The sequence below is a fragment of the Serratia sp. JKS296 genome (assembly GCF_900215445.1).
Lineage (GTDB): Bacteria > Pseudomonadota > Gammaproteobacteria > Enterobacterales > Enterobacteriaceae > Serratia > Serratia marcescens.
This window is the reverse complement of the sequence record NZ_OCMX01000001.1, coordinates 2351640-2373625: the sequence shown is the minus strand read 5'-3', so window position 1 is coordinate 2373625 and position 21986 is coordinate 2351640. Positions and strand designations below refer to the sequence as shown.

Annotated in this window: 20 protein-coding genes; 16 read left to right on the top strand and 4 right to left on the bottom strand. The window is 60.0% G+C overall.

Annotated features, from left to right (window positions below):
- Positions 1 to 16 precede the first annotated feature (16 nt).
- From CRO23_RS11285 to uspE, 9 genes are all read left to right on the top strand, one after another.
- Positions 17 to 1300, top strand: coding sequence for a Gfo/Idh/MocA family protein (locus tag CRO23_RS11285; RefSeq protein WP_016927598.1), 1284 nt, complete (start codon positions 17 to 19; stop codon positions 1298 to 1300).
- Between the two features lie 18 nt (positions 1301 to 1318).
- A complete protein-coding gene (locus tag CRO23_RS11280) occupies positions 1319 to 2224 on the top strand; it encodes an ROK family protein (RefSeq protein WP_049299361.1) in 906 nt (301 codons plus the stop codon).
- A gap of 332 nt (positions 2225 to 2556) precedes the next feature.
- Positions 2557 to 3327: a transcriptional repressor AgaR gene (gene agaR / locus CRO23_RS11275; RefSeq protein ID WP_016927596.1), complete on the top strand. Its 771-nt coding sequence runs from the start codon at positions 2557 to 2559 to the stop codon at positions 3325 to 3327.
- 26 nt (positions 3328 to 3353) lie between these two features.
- Positions 3354 to 4520 carry an SIS domain-containing protein gene (locus tag CRO23_RS11270; protein WP_097101951.1) on the top strand — a complete coding sequence of 389 codons (1167 nt, stop codon included), beginning with the start codon at positions 3354 to 3356 and terminating at the stop codon, positions 4518 to 4520.
- Between the two features lie 9 nt (positions 4521 to 4529).
- Positions 4530 to 5384, top strand: coding sequence for a tagatose bisphosphate family class II aldolase (locus CRO23_RS11265; protein WP_048795608.1), 855 nt, complete (start codon positions 4530 to 4532; stop codon positions 5382 to 5384).
- A gap of 306 nt (positions 5385 to 5690) precedes the next feature.
- Positions 5691 to 6002, top strand: coding sequence for a hypothetical protein (locus tag CRO23_RS11260; RefSeq protein ID WP_016927593.1), 312 nt, complete (start codon positions 5691 to 5693; stop codon positions 6000 to 6002).
- 219 nt (positions 6003 to 6221) lie between these two features.
- The gene (gene ogt, locus CRO23_RS11255; protein WP_097101949.1) at positions 6222 to 6746 is read left to right on the top strand and encodes a methylated-DNA--[protein]-cysteine S-methyltransferase; all 525 of its coding nucleotides are present in this window, start codon (positions 6222 to 6224) and stop codon (positions 6744 to 6746) included.
- A gap of 280 nt (positions 6747 to 7026) precedes the next feature.
- Positions 7027 to 7791: an FNR family transcription factor gene (locus tag CRO23_RS11250; protein ID WP_004938278.1), complete on the top strand. Its 765-nt coding sequence runs from the start codon at positions 7027 to 7029 to the stop codon at positions 7789 to 7791.
- Between the two features lie 126 nt (positions 7792 to 7917).
- A complete protein-coding gene (gene uspE, locus CRO23_RS11245) occupies positions 7918 to 8880 on the top strand; it encodes a universal stress protein UspE (RefSeq protein WP_004938281.1) in 963 nt (320 codons plus the stop codon).
- A gap of 55 nt (positions 8881 to 8935) precedes the next feature.
- Here uspE and pntB read toward each other — a convergent pair whose 3' ends face one another.
- On the bottom strand, positions 8936 to 10330 hold the full coding sequence (gene pntB / locus CRO23_RS11240; protein ID WP_028127446.1) for a Re/Si-specific NAD(P)(+) transhydrogenase subunit beta: 1395 nt from the start codon (positions 10328 to 10330) through the stop codon (positions 8936 to 8938).
- Between the two features lie 10 nt (positions 10331 to 10340).
- Positions 10341 to 11870, bottom strand: coding sequence for a Re/Si-specific NAD(P)(+) transhydrogenase subunit alpha (gene pntA / locus CRO23_RS11235; RefSeq protein ID WP_097101948.1), 1530 nt, complete (start codon positions 11868 to 11870; stop codon positions 10341 to 10343).
- A 537-nt stretch (positions 11871 to 12407) separates the two neighbouring features.
- On the opposite strand from pntA, the gene ydgH reads away from it, so the two are divergent.
- The 3 genes from ydgH to CRO23_RS11220 all read left to right on the top strand — a co-directional run bounded on the left by ydgH (position 12408) and on the right by CRO23_RS11220 (position 15695).
- Positions 12408 to 13358: a DUF1471 family protein YdgH gene (gene ydgH / locus CRO23_RS11230; protein ID WP_004938291.1), complete on the top strand. Its 951-nt coding sequence runs from the start codon at positions 12408 to 12410 to the stop codon at positions 13356 to 13358.
- 244 nt (positions 13359 to 13602) lie between these two features.
- Positions 13603 to 14994 carry an amino acid permease gene (locus CRO23_RS11225; protein ID WP_049299367.1) on the top strand — a complete coding sequence of 464 codons (1392 nt, stop codon included), beginning with the start codon at positions 13603 to 13605 and terminating at the stop codon, positions 14992 to 14994.
- Between the two features lie 215 nt (positions 14995 to 15209).
- On the top strand, positions 15210 to 15695 hold the full coding sequence (locus CRO23_RS11220; protein ID WP_033640179.1) for a hypothetical protein: 486 nt from the start codon (positions 15210 to 15212) through the stop codon (positions 15693 to 15695).
- 168 nt (positions 15696 to 15863) lie between these two features.
- Here the strand turns inward: CRO23_RS11220 and CRO23_RS11215 are convergent, their stop codons facing one another.
- Entirely contained in the window at positions 15864 to 16274 is a 411-nt protein-coding gene (locus tag CRO23_RS11215) for a hypothetical protein (RefSeq protein ID WP_004938301.1), read from the bottom strand.
- 184 nt (positions 16275 to 16458) lie between these two features.
- Here CRO23_RS11215 and folM point away from each other — a divergent pair, with 184 nt between their 5' ends.
- The 4 genes from folM (at position 16459) to CRO23_RS11195 (ending at position 20817) form a co-directional block, all read left to right on the top strand.
- The gene (gene folM, locus CRO23_RS11210; RefSeq protein ID WP_016927586.1) at positions 16459 to 17181 is read left to right on the top strand and encodes a dihydromonapterin reductase; all 723 of its coding nucleotides are present in this window, start codon (positions 16459 to 16461) and stop codon (positions 17179 to 17181) included.
- A 75-nt stretch (positions 17182 to 17256) separates the two neighbouring features.
- Positions 17257 to 17982 (top strand): two-component system response regulator RstA, encoded by a 726-nt coding sequence (gene rstA / locus CRO23_RS11205; protein WP_004938307.1) that lies wholly within the window; start codon positions 17257 to 17259, stop codon positions 17980 to 17982.
- Positions 17979 to 19283, top strand: a complete 1305-nt coding sequence (gene rstB, locus CRO23_RS11200) for a two-component system sensor histidine kinase RstB (RefSeq protein WP_033640178.1) — start codon at positions 17979 to 17981, stop codon at positions 19281 to 19283. The genes rstA and rstB overlap by 4 nt, the downstream gene beginning before the upstream one ends.
- A 34-nt stretch (positions 19284 to 19317) precedes the next feature.
- The gene (locus CRO23_RS11195) at positions 19318 to 20817 is read left to right on the top strand and encodes a carboxypeptidase M32 (RefSeq protein ID WP_079452079.1); all 1500 of its coding nucleotides are present in this window, start codon (positions 19318 to 19320) and stop codon (positions 20815 to 20817) included.
- A gap of 168 nt (positions 20818 to 20985) precedes the next feature.
- On the opposite strand, the gene CRO23_RS11190 is transcribed toward CRO23_RS11195, so the two are convergent.
- Positions 20986 to 21891, bottom strand: a complete 906-nt coding sequence (locus CRO23_RS11190; protein WP_049299368.1) for an alpha/beta fold hydrolase — start codon at positions 21889 to 21891, stop codon at positions 20986 to 20988.
- Between the last annotated feature and the right edge of the window lie 95 nt (positions 21892 to 21986).

The following is a 21986-nucleotide window of genomic DNA, read 5'->3' as shown; positions in this document are numbered from 1 at the left end:
AGCGGAGTATCCAGCAATGTCGTCAACACAACCCAACAGCTTTGCCCATCGCCCGGTGCGGGTGCTGGTGGTCGGCGCCGGGGCGCGCGGTGAAATCTACTCGCGCTATGCGCTGGCGCATCCCGATTTGATGCAGGTGGTGGCGGTAGCGGAACCGCGCGACGCCTACCGCGAGCCGTTCGTGGCGCAGCATGCCATCGCGCCGGAAAACGTCTTCACCGACTGGCGTCAGGCCGCCGACGCCGGCAAGCTGGCCGACGCGGTGCTGATCTGCACCCAGGATCAGATGCACCTGGAACCGGCGCTGGCCTTCGCCCGCCAGGGCTACGCCATGCTGCTGGAAAAACCGCTGTCGCCGGACGCCGATGAGTGCCGCGCCATCGTCGCCGAAGTGACGCGCCAACGGCTGATCTTCTCGGTCGGCCACGTGCTGCGTTACACCCGCTATACCCAAAAGCTCAAACAGTTGCTGCGCGACGGCGCGATCGGCGACATCGTCAGCCTGCAACATTTGGAACCGGTCGGCTACTGGCATCAGGCTCACTCCTTCGTGCGCGGCAACTGGCGCAACGATCGGCAGGCCGCCTTTATGCTGCTGCAGAAATCCTGCCACGACATCGACTGGATCCGCTACGTGATGGAGCAACCCTGCGAACAGGTCAGCTCCTTCGGCAACCTGCGCCACTTCCGCCAGGAAAACCAACCGGCGGGCGCGGCGGACAACTGCCTGGATTGCGCGGTAGAGGCAAACTGCCCCTATTCCGCCAAACGCATCTATCTGGGCGACGATCACAAGGCCACGCCCGGTTTTCTGCGCGTGCTGACGCCGGAACCCGACCAGACGACGCTGCGGGCGGCGCTGCGCGACGGGCCTTACGGCCGCTGCGTCTACCGCTGCGACAATAACGTGGTCGACCATCAGGTGGTCAACATGCAGTTCGCCGGCGGCCGTACCGCGTCGTTCACCATGACGGCCTTTACCCGCCACGAAGATCGTCACACCCGCATCTTTGGCAGCCGCGGCTGCCTGGAAGGCGACGGCCGCCATATCCGCATCACCTCGTTCCTCGACGACGGCGAAACGCATTACGACACCGACGCCGGCCAGGATCTGCACGCCATGGCCGGCCACGGCGGCGGCGACTACTTCCTGATGCAGCACTTTATCGCGGCCATTCGCGCCAACGATCCGAGCCAGGTGCTGGCCGGCCCGGCGGAAGCGCTGGAGAGCCACCTGATGGTGTTTGCCGCCGAACGCGCCCGCCGCGAGGCGGCGGTGATCGCCCTGAGTGGAGCCTAAAGCATGGCCACGACAGAGATGCGTTACGGCTTCGACATCGGCGGCACCAAAATTGAAATGGCCGCTTACGATCGCCGGCTCAATCAGGTGCTGCTCCAGCGGGTGCGCACCCCAACCGGCGATTACGGCGAGTTCGTGGCCTGCATCGCCGGGCTGGTCGAGCAGGCGGATCGCGAACTGCACACGCGCGGCAGCATCGGCATCGGTTTGCCGGGGATCACCGATCCCGTCAGCCGCCGCCAGTTGGCGGTCAACGTGCCCTGCCTGACCGGCCATTGCCTGGCGGATGATTTGACGCAGGCGCTGGCGCGACCGATCGCTATTGAGAACGACTGCCGCTGCTTCGCGCTGTCGGAAGCCAGCACGCCGCAAACCGCGCACCTGCCGCTGGTGTTCGGCGCCATCATCGGCACCGGCGCCGGCGGCGGCCTGGTGGTGAACCGGCAACTGCACAAGGGGCGCAGCGGCGTGGCGGGCGAATGGGGCCATATGCCAATCTCGGCCCAGCTGGCGCAGCGTTACGATCTGCCGCTGTTCGGCTGCAACTGCGGGCTGACCGGCTGCTTTGAACGCTACGTCTCCGGCAGCGGGCTGCTGGCGCTGAGCCGCCATTTCGCCCATCCGGCCGCTGACGTGCCGGCGCTGGTCGCCTGCTATCGTGCCGGTGATGCGCTCGCGCAGCGGCTGATGACCATCTACGTCGACATCCTGGCCAGCGCGCTGGCCGGCTTACAGCTGCTGCTGGATGTTGATGCCTTCGTGCTGGGCGGTGGATTGTCCAACGTCGGCGAGCTTTACCGGCTGTTGCCGCCGGCGATGCGGCGCTGGCTGCTGCCGGGCATGGAGCCGGCGGCGGTGTTCCCGCCGGTGCACGGTGACAGCAGCGGCGTGCGCGGCGCAGCGCTTTTACGCGCGCCGGCATAAAAAAACAGTGAAAGCTCGGAGATTGTCGAGCGATCGCTGCGGCTTTCGGCATCGACGGACTGAATGAATAAGCGCTGGGAATTGGCGACTGAAAAATAACGAATTTGCCGTTTTCACTTTGCGTTAACACTGCTTTCGGTTGCCGCCCAACCGAAAGCAAAATCAAATATAACCAACTGATAGATATAGATATTTTAAAATTAATCGATTGCATTTCAGTGTTTCGTTTGCTGTAATTCGCCACGAACAACTGAAAGCGCTCCGGTCGGTATCGCTGCGGCTTATTAAGCCGCGGTCGGGCACGGCTACAGGTAAATCAGGAGTCTGCGTTAATGATCAATACCGCAAAACGCCGGGAATTAATTATCGACCAGCTGTGTCGCGAGGGCACGGTGCGCGTGGAGCAGCTCAGCCAGCAGTTTTCGGTGTCCAGCGTCACCATCCGCAGCGATCTGCGCCAGCTGGAAAAACACGGCTGCGCGGTGCGCGCCTACGGCGGCGCCATGTTGAACAAACAGTTCGCCTTCGACCGCCCGTTGCAGGACAAGGGCCGCATCAATCGCGACGTCAAACACGCCATCGCCTGCGCGGCCGCGGCGCTGATTGAAGACGGCGACGCCGTCATCCTCGACTCCGGCTCCACCACCAGCCAAATGGCGCCGCAGCTGGCGGGGAAAAAGGATCTGGTGGTGATGACCAACGCGCTCAACATCGCCTTCGAACTGGCCAACAACGAGGAGATCGACCTGATGGTGGTCGGCGGCAGCGTGCGCCGCAAAGCCTGGTCGCTGTACGGCCCCGCCGCCGAACAGCAGCTGCGCCAGTATCGGTTCGACAAGCTTTTTCTCGGCGTCGACGGCTTCGATCTCGCGAGCGGCATCACCACGCCGGATCCGGGCGAAGCGCAGCTGAACCGGGTGATGTGCGAGGTGGCGCGCGAAGTGATCGCCCTCGCCGACGCCAGCAAATTCGGCCGCACCAGCTTTTGCATGATCCGCGACATCGGCCAGATCCACCGCCTGGTCACCGACAGCCGCATTCCGGAACACTATCTGCAGGCGCTGCACCATTTAGGGATCGACGTGATTATCGCCGACCGTTAACCGAGGCTTTTTAAGGAGCTGTCATCATGAACGCGTATTTCTCTTACGAGGCGAATTGGCTGAAGCAGCGCAACGCCTGGCATACCGCCGCAGAAATTTGGCAACAGCCGGATTTGTGGGCGGCGCTGCACCGCCAACTGCAGGATCAACAGGCGCAGTGGCAACCGTTCCTGGCGCCGTTGCTGGCTAATCCGCGCCTGCAAATCGTCTTGTGCGGCGCCGGCAGCTCGGCATTTGCCGGCCGCGCCCTGGCCCCCTGGCTGCGCGAACGCACCGGCCGCGACGTGGTGGCTTACGGCACCACCGATATCGTCGCCAACCCGCTGCAGTATCTTGACCCTGATCGGCCGACGCTGCTGGTTTCCTTCGCCCGTTCGGGCAACAGCCCGGAAAGCGTGGCGACGGTGGTGCTGGCCGATCAATTGCTGCCGGAAAGCTATCATCTGATGCTGGTGTGCAACCCGGACAGCCGGCTGGCGCAGTACGCGCATCAGCGTGGCAACGTCTGTTCGCTGGTGATGCCGCAAGGCGCCAACGATCAGAGCTTCGCCATGACCTCCAGCTTCAGCTGCATGATGCTGAGCGCCGCGCTGCTGCTCGGCCCGGCTTCGCTCGAGGCCGCCCAGGCGCCGTTGAACGCCATGGTGCAGCGCTGCCGCGCACTGCGCGAAACGCTGCAGCCGCAGGTGAAGGCGCTGGCCGCCAGCGGTTTCCGCCGCTATATCACCCTCGGCGGCAGCTGTTTTACCGGCCTCGCCGAAGAGGCCTCGCTCAAGATGCTGGAGTTGACCGCCGGCCGCATCGTTACGCGCTACGACTCGCCGCTCGGCCTGCGCCATGGCCCGAAATTCATGGTCGACGGCCAGACGTTGGTGGTGCTGATGTTCTCCCACAACGACTATGCCCGCCAGTATGACCGCGATCTGTGGAACGAGCTGCAGCGCGATGGGCAGGCGATGCAGCTGGTCGGGTTGACCGGCGAACGCCAACCTCTGTCCGATGCCCTGCTGCATATGCACGATGCGGCTGACGATATCTGGCTGCTGTTCCCGTATCTGCTGTTCAGCCAGATGCTGGCCTTCGAGAGTTCGCTGGCGCTGGGGCTGACCCCGGATAACCCCTGCCCGACCGGCGAGGTCAACCGGGTGGTGAAAGGCGTGACGATTTACCGTTTTCCTTCCCCCGAGCTGTAAGGAGATCCCATGTATCTGATAGCCAACCGAGACATGCTGCTCAAGGCGCAACGCCAGGGTTACGCCGTTCCGGCGTTTAACGTCCACAATCTGGAAACCGTGCAGGTGGTGGCGGAGACCGCCGCCGAGCTGCGCTCGCCGGTGATCATGGCCGGCACGCCCGGCACCTTCAGCTATGCCGGCACCGACTACCTGATCGGCATTTGCCAATCGGCCGCGCACCGCTACGATCTGCCGCTGGCGCTGCATCTGGATCATCACGAAGCGCTGGACGACATCGAGTATAAGGTGAAAAGCGGCATCCGCTCGGTGATGATCGACGGCTCCCATTTGCCGTTCGAGCAGAATATCGCCAAGGTGGCCGCCGCAGTAGCCCTGTGCCACCGCTACGGCGCCAGCGTGGAGGCGGAGCTGGGCCGCCTGGGCGGGCAGGAAGACGATCTGATCGTCGATACGGCGGACAGCTTTTATACCGATCCGGCCGCGGCACGCGAGTTTGTCGCCGCCACCGGCATCGATTCGCTGGCGGTGGCGATCGGTTCCGCCCACGGCCTGTATCACGGCGAACCGAAGTTGGACTTCGAGCGCCTGGCGCTGATCCGCGAACAGGTGGACGTGCCGTTGGTGCTGCACGGCGCCTCCGGCATTCCGGAAGCGATGGTCAAGCGCGCGATCTCGCTCGGCGTTTGCAAGGTCAACGTCGCCACCGAATTGAAAATCGCCTTCGCCGATGCGGTAAAAAGCTACTTTTCGCAGCACCCGGACGCCAACGATCCGCGCAAGTACATCGTCCCCGGCAAGCTGGCGATGAAAGAAGTGGTGGCGGAAAAGATCCGCATTTGCGGCAGCAGCGGCATGCTGTAACCCCGCTCTCGCCCCCGTTGCTGCGGCCGCGCAACGGGGGCGAAAACGGCCGCCATTGCCCGAATTTCCTGAGAGAACGATCACAGCCTGCTATCCCGCCCGCGCCTCAAATCATTAACCAGTCTTCACTATGATCCAAATCATGGTTTTACTCATCCTACCTCCCTATTATCAAATTCATTGAATGCGGGCAGTAGGATTTTTGCCCATTCGTTTTTATTTCGCCAGGCGAAATGGCTTATTTGATGAAAACAAGCACGCTTGTTTTTTTAATTGGCAGTGTTTTTACTCTGAAAGGAACAGCATATGAACCATTACTTAGCCGTATTAAGCGCATTGGTCATTCTGCCCTTCGCTCTGCAAGCAAAACCGCTTTCCGGCAGTCAGGTCGCCTCCGGCGTCGTGCGCTTCACCGGCGCCATTACCACGCCGGCCTGCACCGTCAAACATCAGGATGAAAAGCTTATCTCCAGCTGCTTCGGTAAAGTGACGGAATATCAGAACGGGTATATATCCTCTTCGTTAACAGAGATGCCAAAAGAATTAGTTTCTGCCGTCAGCAGTGAGATGGTGAATAACGACCCCCATTTAAAGCGCGTGACTATCAGCTATAAGTAACCGCAAAGCGGCACTGCCTGCTTAAATAATAAACAAGGTACGACTCGTCTTGATGAATTATAAATTTATTTTATAAATTTATCGCACAATAACTCCCCGCCTTACCGTAAGCCGGCTATTCGGGCAACCCTGCGGTTGCCCATCAGCATGTCCGAAATCCGCCATCGTCTCCCTCCGTTTCATGCGATAATCGCCACACTAAACCGAGGAGTGATCCAGATGCAGACTTTTTTGATTGATCGTACCGCTACGCCGGTGGGTGAACTGGTGCTGATTGCCGATGAACAGGGGCGCCTGCGGGCGATCGACTGGACCGATCACGAAGCGCGCCTGATGAAGCTGCTGAACACCCACTACCGCACCGATCGCTTCACTCTGCGCGAGCAGCGCGATCCCAGCGGGCTGACCGACGCCATGCAACGCTATTTCGCCGGGGAACTGAGCATTATCGATCGGTTGCCGGTGATGACCGCCGGCACCGAGTTCCAGCGCACCGTGTGGCAACAGCTGCGCCAAATCCCCTGCGGCGAGATCCTGACCTACGGCCAGCTGGCGCAACGTATCGGCCGTCCGACCGCCTCGCGCGCGGTCGGCATGGCCAACGGTTCAAATCCGATCAGCATCGTGGTGCCCTGTCACCGGGTGATCGGTTCGCAGGGCGCGCTGACCGGCTATGCCGGCGGCGTACAGCGCAAGCAATGGCTGCTGCAGCATGAAGGCTACCTGCCGAAAAGTTTGCTGTAGCCGCTGCGATCGGCTTAAGCAGCGCCATTGTTTGGCGCTGCTTAATAAAGCACATTGCCCAACGCCGCGCTCGTGCCCGCTGGGCACTATTAATAACCTGTGTGAATAAAACGCATAAGTCACAAATAATACTCATAACTTCAGTCCGATACAGAATAATCGGCGGCATGTGTGCGCAAAATTCGCACACAATACCCCTATTCATGCTAATGCCACCCTTATCAGCTGCAGCAAAAGATGTTAAAATTGACTCATATCAATTATTGAATGAGCGTAATCTATGATCCCGGAAAAACGCGTGATTCGTCGTATCCAGTCTGGTGGTTGTGCGATCCATTGCCAGGACTGCAGCATCAGCCAGCTGTGCATTCCTTTCACCCTCAATGCTCACGAGCTGGACCAGCTCGACAACATTATTGAGAGGAAGAAGCCCATCCAGAAAGGCCAGACCTTGTTCAAGGCCGGCGACGAGCTGAAATCGCTGTACGCGATCCGTTCCGGGACCATTAAAAGCTACACCATCACCGAGCAAGGCGATGAGCAGATCACCGGCTTCCACCTGGCGGGCGACCTGGTGGGCTTCGACGCCATCGGTGGCCTGAAGCACCCGAGCTTCGCTCAGGCTCTGGAAACCTCGATGGTGTGCGAGATCCCGTTCGAGACCCTCGACGATCTGTCCGGCAAAATGCCGAACCTGCGTCAGCAGATCATGCGGTTGATGAGCGGCGAGATCAAAGGCGACCAGGACATGATCCTGCTGCTGTCGAAGAAAAACGCCGAAGAGCGCCTGGCGGCGTTCGTTTACAACCTGTCACGCCGCTTTGCGGAGCGCGGCTTCTCACCGCGCGAGTTCCGTTTGACCATGACCCGCGGCGACATCGGCAACTACCTTGGGCTGACGGTGGAAACCATCAGCCGCCTGCTGGGGCGCTTCCAGAAAAGCGAAATCCTCAGCGTGAAAGGCAAATACATCACCATTGAAAACGCCGACGCGCTGTCGGTGCTGGCCGGTACGCCGCGCATCAACGTGACCGTCAACGCCTGATTCCCCCGCCGGATCACCATTTCACCGAAATTGTTGATCCGGCACGCTTCCGTTGTTGTTCTGTTTTTCAATGTTGGGTTACTCTGTAAATTAACAGACTGTTGATTTCAGCTGTAAGGAGGCCCTATGGCGAAGTATCAGAATCTTCTGGTGGCTATTGACCCCAATCAGGACGATCAGCCGGCATTGCGCCGCGCCGTGTACCTGGTAAAACGGAACGGCGGGCGCATCAAGGCCTTCCTGCCCATCTATGACTTCTCTTACGAAATGACGACCCTGCTCTCCCCGGATGAAAGAACGGCGATGCGGCAAGGTGTGATCAGCCAACGCGCCGCCTGGATCAACGAGCAGTGCCGCTTCTATCTCAACGACGGCGTGCCGATCGAAATCAAAGTGGTTTGGCATAACCGCCCCTTCGAAGCCATCATTCAGGAAGTGCTTTCCGGCCAACATGACCTGCTGCTGAAAATGGCGCACCAACACGATCGGTTAGAGTCGGTGATCTTTACCCCCACCGACTGGCACCTGCTGCGCAAATGCCCTTGCCCGGTGTGGATGGTGAAAGACCAGCCCTGGCCGGAAGGCGGCAAGGCGCTGGTGGCGGTCAACCTGGCCAGCGAGGAACCCTATCACGACCCGCTCAATATCAAACTGGTGCAAGAAACCGTCGAACTGGCGCAAAACGTCAACCAGACCGAGGTTCACCTGGTCGGCGCCTATCCCGTTACCCCGATCAACATCGCCATCGAATTGCCCGACTTCGACCCGAGCGTCTACAACGACGCCATTCGCGGCCAGCATCTGATCGCCATGAAGGCGCTGCGGCAGAAATTCTGCATTAAGGAAGAGTTCACCCACGTGGAAAAAGGCCTGCCGGAAGAGGTCATCCCCGATCTGGCCGAACATCTGCAGGCCGGCGTGGTGGTGCTGGGCACCCTGGGCCGCACCGGCATTTCAGCCGCCTTTATCGGCAACACCGCGGAACATGTGATCGATCATCTGAAATGCGACCTGCTGGTGATTAAACCGGAAAACTTCAACTGCCCGATCGAGGCGGATGAAGATGACGAGCATGACGACGAAGATTAACCTTCGCGCATAAAAAACGGGCCGCTAAGCGGCCCGTTTTTTTGGTTGCCCAATTTTACTTCTGCAGCGCCCGCAGAATCGCCTCCACGCTGTCTTTGGCGTCGCCGAACAGCATCTGGGTGTTCTCCTTGAAGAACAGCGGGTTCTGCACGCCGGCGTAGCCGGTGTTCATCGAGCGTTTGAACGCGATTACGTTCTGCGCTTTCCACACTTCCAATACCGGCATGCCGGCGATCGGGCTGCGCGGATCTTCCAGCGCCGCCGGGTTCACCGTGTCGTTGGCGCCGATCACCAGCACGGTGTCGGTATCCGGGAAATCGTCGTTGATTTCATCCATCTCCAGCACCACGTCGTACGGCACCTTCGCCTCCGCCAGCAGCACGTTCATGTGGCCCGGCAAGCGCCCCGCGACCGGGTGAATGCCGAAACGCACCTTTACGCCGCGCGCCCGCAGTTTTTCGGTGATTTCCGCCACCGGATACTGCGCCTGCGCCACCGCCATGCCGTAGCCCGGGGTGATGATCACCGACGTGGAGTTCTTCAGCTGCTCGGCCACCTCTTCCGCCGTGGTTTCACGGTATTCGCCCATCTCTTCGGCGTCACCGGTGGAAGAACCGTCGCTGCCGAAACCGCCGGCGATCACGCTGATAAACGAGCGGTTCATCGCCTTGCACATGATGTAAGACAGGATCGCACCCGAAGAGCCCACCAGCGCGCCGGTGACGATCAGCAGATCGTTGCTCAGCATGAAGCCCGCCGCGGCGGCCGCCCACCCCGAGTAAGAGTTGAGCATCGACACCACCACCGGCATGTCGGCGCCGCCGATCGAGGCGACCAGATGCCAGCCGAACGCCAGCGCGATCGCCGTCATCAGCAACAGCGTTACCACCTGCCAGCCCACGCTGTCGGTGCGCACGAACGCCACCAGCAACAGGAACGAGATCACCAGCGCCGCCAGGTTCAGCTTGTGGCGATTCGGCAGCATCAGCGGTTTGGAAGAAATGATGCCGCGCAGCTTGCCGAAGGCGACGATCGACCCGGTGAAGGTCACCGCACCGATAAAGACGCCGAGGAACACTTCGGTCAGATGGATATTCGCCATCACCGGCTCCATCGGCCCGCCATGATCCAGGTAGCTGTTGAAGCCGACCAGCACCGCCGCCAGGCCAACGAAACTGTGCAGCACCGCCACCAGCTCCGGCATTTCGGTCATCTCGACCTTCTTGGCCAGATAGACGCCGATCGAGCCGCCGATGATCATGGCGATGATGATCCAGCCGACGTTGCCGGAATCCGGCCCCAAGATGGTGGCGATCAGCGCGATCGCCATGCCGGCGACGCCGAACAGGTTGCCCTGCTTCGACGTTTCATGACGCGACAGGCCCGCCAGGCTGAAAATAAACAAAATAGCGGCAACAATGTATGCAGCTGTAACCAATCCTCCAGACATTTGTTACCCCTTAGTTCTTGCGGAACATCTTCAGCATGCGCTGAGTGACGGTGAATCCACCAAAAATGTTGATGCTGGCGATCAGCACGGCGATAAAGGAGAGGAAACTCACCCAGCCGCCATGACCGATCTGCAGCAGCGCACCGACCACGATAATCCCTGAGATCGCGTTGGTGACCGACATCAACGGGGTATGCAGCGCATGGCTGACGTTCCAGACCACGTAGTAACCGACCACGCAGGCCAGCGCGAACACGGTAAAGTGCGACAGGAACTCTTTCGGCGCCGCGTCCGCCAGCCAGCCGAACAGCAGTATCGCCAGAGCCATCAGGCCATACTTCAGCCACGGCGAGGTCGGTTTGGCTTCGGGTTTGGCGGCCGGTGCGGCGGCGGGCGCCGCTTTCGGCTGGGCGGAGACCTGGATCGGCGGCGCCGGCCAGGTGATTTCACCGCTGCGCACCACGGTAACGCCGCGGATCACCGTATCGTCGAAATCGATGTCAATCTCGCCGTTTTTCTCTTTCGACAGCAGCTTCAACAGGTTGACCAGGTTGGTGCCGTACAGCTGCGAAGATTGGGTCGGCAAGCGGCTCGGCAGATCGGTATAGCCGATGATTTTCACGCCGTTGTCGGTCACGGTAATGGTGTCGGCCACGGTCAGTTCGCAGTTGCCGCCGGTTTGCGCCGCCAGATCGACGATCACGCTGCCCGGCTTCATCGACGCCACCATCTCTTTGGTGATGAGCTTCGGTGCCGGTTTGCCCGGGATCAGCGCGGTGGTGACGATGATATCGACCTCCGCCGCCTGTGCGGCGAACAGCGCCATCTCGGCCTTGATAAAGGCTTCGGACATCACTTTGGCGTAACCGTCGCCGCTGCCCGCTTCCTCTTCAAAATCCAGCTCGAGGAATTCCGCGCCCATGCTCTGCACCTGCTCTTTCACCTCCGGGCGGGTGTCGAAGGCGCGCACGATGGCGCCGAGGCTGCCCGCAGCGCCGATCGCCGCCAGGCCGGCCACGCCGGCGCCGATGATCATCACTTTGGCCGGCGGCACTTTGCCGGCGGCGGTGATCTGGCCGGTGAAGAAGCGGCCGAACTCATGCGCCGCTTCGACGATCGCGCGGTAGCCGGCGATGTTGGCCATCGAGCTCAGCGCGTCCATCGACTGGGCGCGCGAGATGCGCGGCACCGAGTCCATCGCCAGCGCGGTGACGTTGCGCGCCGCCAGCTTGGTCATCAATTCAGGGTTTTGCGCCGGCCAGATAAAGCTGACCAACGTGCTGCCTTCGCGCATCAAGGCGATCTCGTCGTCTTGCGGCGCGTTGACTTTCAGGATCAGATCCGACTGCCACACTTCGTTTTCGTCGACCAGCGCCGCGCCGGCGGCTTCGTAGGCGACGTCCTCAAAACTGGCCAGTTTGCCCGCCCCGCGTTCAATCGCGACGGTAAAACCCAGCTTCAGCAGTTGTTCCACCGTTTTCGGCGTGGCTGCGACCCGGGCTTCATTGGCCAACCGCTCTCTTGGTACACCAATACGCATAATGTTCCCTTCTCACCTGTCTTGGATGATGTTTATTATTTTCCTGCCCATAGCACGGCGCCGCTGGCGGGCGAAGCGTTAACTTGCCCGCACTGATTTCAGACGCCAACTATAACCTACTGAAAATAAGGTCGATGATCCATAATTGCTTACGCATTCAGCCCTGTTTTTACATAAAAACGCCGCGCGTGATATGACAAATCGCAATTTACTGTGAAAAAATCCATACAGAACAGCGTATTCTGCGTGGCAAGAGGTTTACGCCCGGCGTAACGAATTATGGCCATGCGCGGCGGAAAAGCATAAAAGTTATCATTTTGTGAATAATTAACATTAATGACACCCAAGCCGTTATTATGGAAACTTATGACGGTGGCGCCCTCCGTGCGACACGCGTCACCGTCACCGATTTGTCGCACGGGATAACATAAAATGCTGAGACAGTTTTCAGAATTACATGTAATAATCGACGGCTGAATTACACTTAAACAGTTCAGTACGTTATAAACGTTAATGCGCTAGGCGAAAGGATTTTTTATGAAGCTGAAGACCACGATCATCGCGTCAGCCTTGTTATCACTCACCGCGCTGTCTGCTCATGCGGCGCAAGAGTTAACTCCTGAGAAAGCAGCGGCGCTGAAGCCGTTTGATCGCATCACGATTACCGGCCGCTTCAATGCCATCAATGAAGCCGTCGACGCCGTATCCCGCCGTGCAGACAAACTGGGTGCCGATTCCTTCTATATCCAGGACAGCAACAACAGCAACAACGGCGGCAACTGGCGCGTCACCGCAGACCTTTATCATAAAGATGCGCCAGAAGTGAGCAAAACACCAAAATACCGCGTATTTAACGGCGTGAATGAACTGCCTAAAGAGGAAGCCTACCTGCTGGAGCCTTACGATACCGTGAGCGTCAGCGGCTTCTACCGCAGCCAGCCGGACATCAACGACGCCATCTCCAAAGAAGCGAAGAAAAAAGGCGCTGCATCCTTCTTCATCGTGCGCCAGGTTGACGCCAACTCCGGCGGCAACCAGTTCGTCACCGCCTATATCTATAAGGCCGATGCGCCGAAACGCCGCGTGCAGAGCCCGGACGCCATTCCGGCCGATTCTGACGCCGGCCGCGCCGCGCTGGCCGCCGGCGGCGCCGCAGCCGCGAAAGTCGAAATCCCTGGCGTCGCATCTTCCGGTTCGCCAAGCCGCGAAGTGGGCCGTTTCTTCGAAACCCAGTCCTCTACCGGCCAACGCTATACCGTCACGCTGCCTAACGGCACCAAGATCCAGGAAGTGAACAACGTGACCGCCGCGCAGATGGTGCCGTTCGATTCCGTCACCTTCACCGGCCACTTCAACAGCATGACCGATGTCTCCACCGAAGTGGCGAAACGCGCGGCTGAGAAAGGCGCCAAGTACTACCACGTCACCCGCCAGTGGCAGAACAAGAGCGGCGGCAACCTGACCGTCAGCGCCGATCTGTTCAAATAAAACCCGTTTTTAGGTTTACCATCGGGCAGCCCTTGAGCTGCCCGTTTTTATTGCCGCTTTTTTCATCGCGCGTTGAATAGTTTTTTGTAAATTCCGCATATTCAATCATTGCATCTCTAATCATCCCTCCGTAGAATTTGCGCCAATTTTTAGGGCTATTGTCTATTCGCGCAGTGGTTGTTAATACATTGTTGCAGCCAAGCAGTTCCCTTCCAGTTGTTTATTCTGCGTTCAGGATCCGTCATTGGAAAAAAAACTCGGTCTTACCGCGCTAACCGCTTTGGTGCTCAGCTCGATGCTGGGCGCCGGCGTGTTCAGTCTGCCGCAAAACATGGCGCAGGTCGCCAGCCCCGCCGCGCTGCTGCTGGGTTGGGGGATCACCGGCGTCGGCATTCTGTTCTTAGCATTCGCCATGCTGTTGCTTACGCGTTTGCGTCCGGATCTCGACGGCGGCATCTTCACCTACGCCAAAGAAGGATTCGGCGAACTGGTGGGCTTCTGCTCCGCCTGGGGTTACTGGCTGTGCGCCGTGATCGCCAACGTCTCGTATCTGGTGATCGTGTTCGCGGCGCTGAGCATTTTCACCGATCGCGGCGGCAACGTTATCCTCGGTGACGGCAATACCTGGCAGGCGCTGATCGCCGAATCCGCCCTGCTGTGGATCGTGCACGCGCTGGTGCTGCGCGGCGTGCAAACCGCCGCCAGCATCAATCTGGCGGCCACCCTCGCCAAGCTGTTGCCGCTGGGAATGTTCGCCGTTCTGGCGGCGATCGCCTTTAAAATGGACGTGTTCACACTGGATTTCAACGGCGTCGCCCTCGGCAAACCGGTGTGGGAACAGGTCAAGGACACCATGCTGATCACCCTATGGGTGTTTATCGGCGTGGAGGGCGCGGTGGTGGTTTCCGCTCGCGCCCGCAATAAGAAAGACGTGGGCCGCGCCACTATGCTGGCGGTGCTGTCGGCGCTGGCGGTGTATCTGATGGTCACGCTGCTGTCGCTGGGCGTGGTGCCGCGCAGCGAACTGGCCGAGATGCGCAATCCGTCGATGGCGGTACTGATGGTAGAACTGATCGGCCCGTGGGGAGACGTGCTCATCGCCGCCGGCCTGATCGTTTCCGTGTGCGGCGCCTACCTGAGCTGGACCATCATGGCGGCGGAAGTGCCGCTGCTGGCCGCGCAGCACGGCGCGTTTCCGCGCGTGTTCGGCAAGCAGAACCGCCATCACGCCCCGTCCTCTTCGCTGTGGCTGACCAACATCGCGGTGCAGCTGGCGCTGGTGCTTATCTGGCTGACCGGCAGCAACTACAACTCGCTGTTGACCATCGCGTCAGAGATGATCCTGGTGCCTTACTTCCTGGTCGGCGCGTTTCTGTTCAAGGTGGCTTACCGCCGCCGCGACAAGCGCCTGATCTTCGCCGCCTCCGGCGCCTGCGTCTATGGCCTGTGGCTGCTGTATGCTTCCGGGCTGATGCACCTGCTGATGTCAGTGCTGCTGTATGCGCCAGGGCTGTTGGTGTTCATGTATGCCCGCCGCGGCCATCGGGATATCAATCTGCTCAATCGCCTGGAAAAAAGCAGCATCTTCTTGCTGCTGGTGGCCACGCTGCCTGCCGGCTGGTTTATGTTGCACTAAAATCGCCTGCCCATGCGGCTGCCCGTCAGCCGCATTTCGTTTCCTCGCCCTTCCTCTTACCCCGCTCCCCGTTATTGATTCGTCAGAGGCTCCGCTTGCGATATTAAATGCAATTAATTATCATTATCATCCAAGCATTAACGGTAAGACACAAGTGCCCCCGCCGAGAGGCGTCAGGAGGCGGGTTTGGACAGGCTGAAAATGGAAGGCATTTCATGGCTGAAAAACTGCTGCACGCATTACCCTTGTTTGCCGCTTGGGAAGCACTGATCGCCAAGGGCAACACGGCATTCAATCAGCGGCGCGATCGCCTGGCGATGATGCACTATCAGCAGGCGCTGGGCGTCGCTCAGGCGATCATCGCCGAGAAACCCTGGCTGAATGTGGAATATGCCGCCAGAGTTAACGCACTGAATATTTTCGAGTCTGCCCTGGCCGCGTTGATCGTTACATTCAACAACATTACCCATCTGCGCCTGCGGCAAACGCCCCTCCGCGGCGTTGAGCCGCATGTGCATCAGGCTCGGCTCGCCATCGAACAGGTGATGGACGATACCTCGCTGTGCGAACAAATGCAGCAGGCCGCCGAGCGGCACCTGCTGCGCTTTCGAATAGAAACGCTGCAGGTGCTGCGCGAACATCGGCTGCCGGAAACCGGCATCTGCGCGCCTGCTGGCAACCATTCCGCCACCGTGCATTAAAAACGGCACAACGCCCTGAGGAGGGTAATCCGCCAATGAATGAATTGAATGATGGGATGAAGGTTAGACGCCGACCATGACGCGGCGCGAAATTTCACATTCATGGTTAGGCCATCGCGGTAAGTCAATTGCCTAACCATGAACGGGCGGCCGGGTCGATACACCCGGTCAGCTTTTAGGGGGAATGGTGATGGTCATGCGCTCACCCACCAGGGCGATCGCAATGCCTTCCTCGCACTCTTTTTGAATGGCCGCCAGCTGTTGCGCTTCCAGCGCATAGGGCAACTGAATATCAAACACCGTCAGGCCCTGCTGCTGCGCCAGGTCAATCAGGCGCACGATATTGGTTTCATCGCTGACCTGTGTCGACACCACTTGCAGCGCCAGCTCTTTCAACTGCTCTTTGCGCGTTTGTGACGTGGTCACGCGCGATTTCAACACCATGCCGAAGATCGGCATCACACCATAAATAGCATCAACAAAGCGCCAGTGCTTCCTGCACGATGCGGACAGAAAATCCATATAGTCAAAACAGATTTTCTCACTGCGCGCGATGGATGCAAGGTGATTGCTGTTCATCCCCTCATTCCTCTCATGGCCAGTGTTAACCCGTGGTCTTTCAAGCCGCCGCCGGGCGGCAACCTGAAACGCATTGGGGATCTTACATCCAGAAATGGATAATCATGCGAAGCTTTAACGACTTTCCGCCGTATGATGGCATAATTCCCCTATTGTTTGCCAGTCTGTCCAGGAGCTTTAATCAATGGAACACCCCAACTCTGCCCCGGTGCTGATTACCGGCGGCGCGCGGCGCATCGGGCTGGCGCTCGCCAGAGCGTTTCTCCAGCGCGGCGTTCCCGTCATCATTGCCTATCGCAGCGAATATCCGGCGATGACCGAGTTGAAAGCCTTGGGCGCCAGTTGCATTCAGGGCGATTTTTCCACGCACGAAGGCATCTACCGTTTCGCCGACCAGGTGCGGCAGGTGGCGCCCAAATTGCGCGCAGTGATCCACAACGCCAGCGCCTGGCAGGCCGAGTCGGCGGAAGTGCCGCCGGAGCAAGTGATGGCGGCGATGCTGCAAATTCACGTCTATACGCCCTATTTGCTCAACCAACTGCTCGAATCATGTCTGACCGGCCAGGGCCAGGCAGGCGCGGACATTATCCATCTGACCGACTACGTGGTGGAAAAAGGCAGCGACAAACATATCGCCTACGCCGCCAGCAAGGCCGCGCTGGACAATATGACCCGCTCGTTCGCCCGCAAGCTGGCGCCGGAGGTGAAGGTCAACGCCATCGCGCCGGCGCTGATCATCTTCAATCCGGGCGACGATGAAGCCTACCGCCAACAAGCGCTGGCGAAATCGCTGATGAAGGTCGCGCCGGGCGAGAGCGAAGTGGTCAATCTGGTGAATTACCTGCTGGAGAGCCGTTACGTGACCGGCCGCACCCACGGCGTCGACGGCGGGCGGCCGCTGCGCTGAGGCAAAGATCCGCATGGCGCTTCGCTGTGGGCCGCGCTATGCTGAAATCCGCTTTTCTTATTAAAACACGGGCATATGCATAAAATTGTTTTTGTGGAAGACGATCCTGAAGTCGGCAAACTGATCGCCGCCTATCTGGGCAAACACGACATCGAGGTGCTGATCGAACCGCGCGGCGACAGCGCGCAAGCGCGCATCGAGCGCGAGCAACCCGATTTAGTGCTGCTGGACATCATGCTGCCCGGCAAAGACGGCATGACGCTGTGCCGCGATCTGCGCCCTACCTTCCCCGGCCCGATCGTGCTGCTCACCTCGCTCGACAGCGACATGAACCATATTCTGTCGCTGGAGATGGGCGCCAACGACTATATCCTGAAAACCACGCCGCCGGCGGTGTTGCTGGCCCGCCTGCGTTTGCACCTGCGCCAACACAGCCAGCAGCCGAAAGAAGAGTCGGTTCAGCCGCTCACCCAGCATAACGCGCTGCATTTTGGGCTATTGTGCATCGATCCGGTCAACCGGCAGGTCACGCTGGGCGAAGAAACGATCACCCTGTCCACCTCGGATTTCGATTTGTTGTGGGAACTGGCGACCCACGCCGGGCAGATCATGGATCGCGAGGCGTTGCTGCAAAACCTGCGCGGCGTGAGCTACGACGGTATGGATCGCAGTATCGACGTGGCGATCTCCCGCCTGCGCCGCAAGCTGTACGACAACGCGCTGGAGCCGTTCCGCATCAAGACCGTGCGCAATAAAGGTTATCTGTTCGCCCCTAATGCCTGGGCATCGGTGCAACAATGAGAAAACTTTTCGTCCAGTTCTTCCTGTTGCTGTTCGTCTGTTTTCTGGTGATGGCGATGCTGGTTGGCCTGGTGTACAAGGTGACCGCCGAGCGCGCCGGCCGCCAGTCGATGGACGATCTGATGAAAAGTTCGCTGTACCTGATGCGCAGCGAGCTGCGCGAAATCCCGCTGAAGGACTGGAACAAGACCATCGCCACGCTGGATCTCAACCTGTCGTTCAAGCTGCATATCGAACCGCTCGGCAAACAGGAGCTGAGCGAGGATCTGAAAAAACGGCTGCGGCTGGGGGAAATCATCGCCCTCGACGATCAGTACACCTTTATGCAGCGCATTCCGCGCAGCCACTACGTGTTGGTGGTTGGCCCCATTCCTTATCTGTTCTATCTGCACCAGATGCGCCTGCTGGATCTGGTGTTGCTGGTGTTTATCGGCATGTCGCTGGCACTGCCGGTGTTTCTGTGGATGCGGCCGCACTGGCAAGATCTGCTGAAGCTGGAAAACGCCGCCCAGCGACTCGGCGCCGGGCACCTGGATGAACGCACCCACTTCGATCCCACCTCCAGCCTGAGCCGGCTCGGCGTGGCGTTCAACCAGATGGCCGACAGCGTCAACACCCTGATCGCCAGCAAGAAACAGCTGATCGACGGCATCGCGCACGAGCTGCGCACGCCGCTGGTGCGCCTGCGTTACCGGCTCGAAATGAGCGATAACCTGTCCGAAAGCGAGCAGCAGGCGTTGAACCGCGATATCGGCCAGCTGGAGTCGCTGATCGACGAGCTGCTGACCTATGCCCGTTTGGATCGCCCGCAGGTTGCGCTAAACATTGAACCCATCGATCTGCCAAAGTGGCTGGAGGACAAGGTCGATGATATCCGCCTTATCCATCAGGAACGCGACATCCAGCTCGACATCCCGCACGTCGGCGACTTCGGCGGCGTCGATCTGCGCCTGATGGAGCGCGTGCTCGACAACCTGGTCAACAACGCGCTGCGCTATTCCGAACAGCGTCTGCGCGTCGGCCTGTGGTTTGACGGCGACCTCGCCTGCTTGCAGGTCGAGGATGACGGGCCAGGTATCCCGCCGGAAGAGCGCGAGCGGGTGTTTGAACCTTTCGTCCGTCTCGACCCCAGCCGCGATCGCGCTACCGGCGGCTGCGGGTTGGGCCTGGCCATCGTCCACTCCATCGCCGTCGCCTACCAGGGGCAGGTGTTCGTCGAAGGGAGTTCGCTCGGCGGCGCCAGTTTCCGTTTCTGCTGGCCGGTAAAGCCGACATTCAGTTTAAAAGCCGATCTGGCGTAATGCCGCCAGACCTTCTCATTGGAGCCGAATAATAATGACATCTGCACATTCCAACACGTCTGCTTACGATCACCTACGCGCCCTGTTCAGCCGGTTGTCGCGTTTCGGCCACCTGTCCGCCATCGCCGGTTGGGACATGCAAACCATGATGCCGCCGGGCGGCAGCAAGGCACGTTCCGAGGCGCTGGCTGAGCTGAGCGTGCTGCAGCACCAGATTTTAACGGCGGAAAACACCGGCGCGCTGTTGGATCGCGCGCAGCAAGAGACGCTGGACGAGATCGACCGCGCCAACCTGCGCGAAATGCGCCGCCAGTATGAAGACGCCGTGCTGCTGCCGGCCTCGCTGGTCGAAGCCAAGTCGCTGGCCGGCGCGCGCTGCGAACACGCCTGGCGCGCCCAACGCCCGGCCAACGATTGGGACGGCTTCGCCGAGAATCTGCGCGAGGTGGTCAAGCTCAGTCGGGAAGAGGCGCAGATCCGCGCGCAGGCGGCCGGCACCAGCCGTTACGACGCCCTGCTTAACCTGTATGAACCGGGCATGCGCAGCAGCGATCTCGACCGCATCTTCGGCGATCTGAAAACCTGGCTGCCGGATCTGTTGCAGCGCGTGGTGGCCAAACAGGCTAATGAGCCCTGCCAGGCGCCACAAGGTCCATTCAATGTGGACACCCAGCGTCAGCTGAGCCTGAGCGTGATGAAACTGCTCGGTTTCAACTTCGACAACGGCCGCGTCGACGTCAGCGCCCACCCGTTCTGCGGCGGCGTGCCGGAAGATGTACGCATCACCACGCGTTACAACGAGAAAGAGTTTTTGACCGCGCTGCTCGGCATCGTGCACGAGACCGGCCACGCCCGCTACGAGCAAAACCTGCCGCGCGATCTGCTCGGCCAGCCGGTCGCCCTGGCCCGTTCCACCGCTATCCACGAATCGCAAAGCCTGCTGTTCGAAATGCAGCTGGCGCGCGGCAATGAATTCCTGAAAATATTGCGTCCGTTAGTCACCGCACAGTTTGGCGAACAGCCGGCGCTGGAAGAAGCCAACTTCATTCGCCTCAACCAGCGCGTTAAACCGGGCCTGATCCGCGTCGACGCCGACGAGGTGAGCTATCCTGCTCACGTCATCCTGCGCTACGAAATTGAAAAAGCGCTGATCGAAGGCGATATCGAAGTGGAAGACATTCCGGCGCTGTGGAATGAGAAGATGAGTGCTTACCTCGGCCTCGACACCATCGGCAACTACCGCAATGGCTGCATGCAGGATATTCATTGGACCGACGGTGCCTTCGGCTACTTCCCGACTTACACCCTCGGCGCGATGTACGCCGCGCAGCTGTTCCACAGCGTGCGCCAGGCCCTGCCTTCGCTGAGCGAAGATATCGCCGCCGGCAACCTGCAGCCGCTGTTCCACTGGTTGCAGCACAACATCTGGCGCCACGGCAGCCGTTTCCCGACCGAGACACTGATCGTCAATGCGACCGGCGAAGCGCTCAACCCACGCTACTTCCGCCAGCATTTGGAAAACCGCTACCTGTAATCTCTCCTGGCGCGGCCCCAGCCGCGCCCTTTTTCCGTCTGTATGACCGGATAATGTTTCATAGCGCACGTTCCCTGCCGACAACGCCTTGGCTGCAGAGTGGTGGGTGGCTACTCATCATTAGTATGTTGTAACTAAAATGGCAAAAAACGCCGGCGTCCCGGCTTCTCATCCCAGAGCATGACGGGCGATCATCGCCGCCAGCTGCGGCCTCAACGGCGCAGGCAGGTCATGCCCCATGCCCGGCATAATATGCAATTTGGCGTTGACGACAGCCCGAGCGATCGCCACCCCGCCGGCCTTGCGCACCAGCCGATCACGATCGCCGTGAATGACCAGCGTCGGCGCGGCTATGCGCCGGCTGTAGCGACGCAGATCGCCGCTGCCGAGCAACGCGGAAAGTTGCCGCTGCACGCCTTCGGGATCCACGCCCCGCTTCAACAGCCGATTCACCAATGCATCCAGTTCCGCCTCCTCCGGCGGGTAAAACCGGGTACCGAGCGCGCGCAGGAAGGCCTTCATTCCCTCGTGGCGCTGCTGCAGCGTCAAATCGGCCGCCGGCCGGCGCGCCAACAGCCACAGCAGCGAAGGCGCCGGCGGTGGCAACAGCGGCTGATTGGTGCTGGAAAACAAGATGCATAGCGAGGCGACGCGCTGCGGGTATTCGGCGGCCAGCACCTGGGCGATCATCCCCCCCATCGAAGCGCCCAGTACGTGAGCCTGCGGGATGCGTAAATGATCGAGCAGATGCGCCGCGTCCGTCGCCATGTCCGCCAGGGTATAAGGCACCGGCGTTTGCCAGCCGAGCTGGGCGCGCAGCATCAGCAGCCACAACGGCTGCGTGCGTTGCGCCTGCGTTTTGCCGGAAAGGCCGACGTCGCGGTTGTCATAACGGATCACCCGAAATCCCTGGGCCACCAGGGCGCGGCAGAAGTCGTCAGGCCACAACAGAAGCTGCGCGCCGATGCCCATGATGAGCAGCAGCGGCGGGTGCGCCTCATCGCCCCAGTCCTCATAGGCCAGCGGCACCTCGCCCTGTTCGGTCACGCCACAACGAATCACTATCTCGTTCATTTTAAATCTCTTTTATCGCGCCTGGCGGTCATTATAGCAGCAATCCCCTCGCCGCCGCCGCCCTGTACATTAGGTTACATGCCGAAACCAATCAC

Excerpts from the sequence above, each read along its gene's own strand:
- ydgH (WP_004938291.1), top strand. The coding sequence starts at position 12,408 with ATGAAGCTGAAGACCACGATCATCGCGTCAGCCTTGTTATCACTCACC.
- CRO23_RS11280 (WP_049299361.1), top strand. The coding sequence starts at position 1,319 with ATGCGTTACGGCTTCGACATCGGCGGCACCAAAATTGAAATGGCCGCT.
- CRO23_RS11270 (WP_097101951.1), top strand. The coding sequence starts at position 3,354 with ATGAACGCGTATTTCTCTTACGAGGCGAATTGGCTGAAGCAGCGCAAC.
- CRO23_RS11265 (WP_048795608.1), top strand. The coding sequence starts at position 4,530 with ATGTATCTGATAGCCAACCGAGACATGCTGCTCAAGGCGCAACGCCAG.
- CRO23_RS11250 (WP_004938278.1), top strand. The coding sequence starts at position 7,027 with ATGATCCCGGAAAAACGCGTGATTCGTCGTATCCAGTCTGGTGGTTGT.
- agaR (WP_016927596.1), top strand. The coding sequence starts at position 2,557 with ATGATCAATACCGCAAAACGCCGGGAATTAATTATCGACCAGCTGTGT.
- pntA (WP_097101948.1), bottom strand. The coding sequence starts at position 11,870 with ATGCGTATTGGTGTACCAAGAGAGCGGTTGGCCAATGAAGCCCGGGTC.
- pntB (WP_028127446.1), bottom strand. The coding sequence starts at position 10,330 with ATGTCTGGAGGATTGGTTACAGCTGCATACATTGTTGCCGCTATTTTG.
- CRO23_RS11220 (WP_033640179.1), top strand. The coding sequence starts at position 15,210 with ATGGCTGAAAAACTGCTGCACGCATTACCCTTGTTTGCCGCTTGGGAA.
- CRO23_RS11195 (WP_079452079.1), top strand. The coding sequence starts at position 19,318 with ATGACATCTGCACATTCCAACACGTCTGCTTACGATCACCTACGCGCC.
- CRO23_RS11190 (WP_049299368.1), bottom strand. The coding sequence starts at position 21,891 with ATGAACGAGATAGTGATTCGTTGTGGCGTGACCGAACAGGGCGAGGTG.
- rstB (WP_033640178.1), top strand. The coding sequence starts at position 17,979 with ATGAGAAAACTTTTCGTCCAGTTCTTCCTGTTGCTGTTCGTCTGTTTT.
- uspE (WP_004938281.1), top strand. The coding sequence starts at position 7,918 with ATGGCGAAGTATCAGAATCTTCTGGTGGCTATTGACCCCAATCAGGAC.
- CRO23_RS11285 (WP_016927598.1), top strand. The coding sequence starts at position 17 with ATGTCGTCAACACAACCCAACAGCTTTGCCCATCGCCCGGTGCGGGTG.
- rstA (WP_004938307.1), top strand. The coding sequence starts at position 17,257 with ATGCATAAAATTGTTTTTGTGGAAGACGATCCTGAAGTCGGCAAACTG.
- folM (WP_016927586.1), top strand. The coding sequence starts at position 16,459 with ATGGAACACCCCAACTCTGCCCCGGTGCTGATTACCGGCGGCGCGCGG.
- CRO23_RS11260 (WP_016927593.1), top strand. The coding sequence starts at position 5,691 with ATGAACCATTACTTAGCCGTATTAAGCGCATTGGTCATTCTGCCCTTC.
- ogt (WP_097101949.1), top strand. The coding sequence starts at position 6,222 with ATGCAGACTTTTTTGATTGATCGTACCGCTACGCCGGTGGGTGAACTG.
- CRO23_RS11215 (WP_004938301.1), bottom strand. The coding sequence starts at position 16,274 with ATGAACAGCAATCACCTTGCATCCATCGCGCGCAGTGAGAAAATCTGT.